Consider the following 235-nt stretch of genomic DNA (forward strand, 5'->3'; position numbering starts at 1 on the left):
CTCCAGACCCGGCAGCGACTTCGGCACGGAGCCGGTCGCCAGCAGGATGTGGCGGCCCTCGACGCGCCGGCCGCCCACCTCGACCGAGGTGGCGGACGACAGCCGGCCCTCGCCCTCGATGTAGGTCACCTTCCGCGAGGCCACCAGGCCCTGCAGGCCCTTGTACAGGCCGGCGATCACATCGTCCTTGTACTTGTGGACGCCCTCGATGTCGATGCCCTCGAAGGTGGCCTTG

1 pseudogene is annotated in these 235 nt (G+C 69.8%); it reads right to left on the reverse strand.

Annotation, left to right across the window (positions count from 1 at the left end):
• A pseudogene (locus ACSNOK_RS36255) lies at positions 1-235 on the reverse strand (dihydrolipoyl dehydrogenase); the annotation flags it as partial.

Origin of the sequence: Streptomyces sp. URMC 126 (genome assembly GCF_051386555.1) — a bacterium.
In the GTDB taxonomy this organism is placed as follows: domain Bacteria; phylum Actinomycetota; class Actinomycetes; order Streptomycetales; family Streptomycetaceae; genus Streptomyces.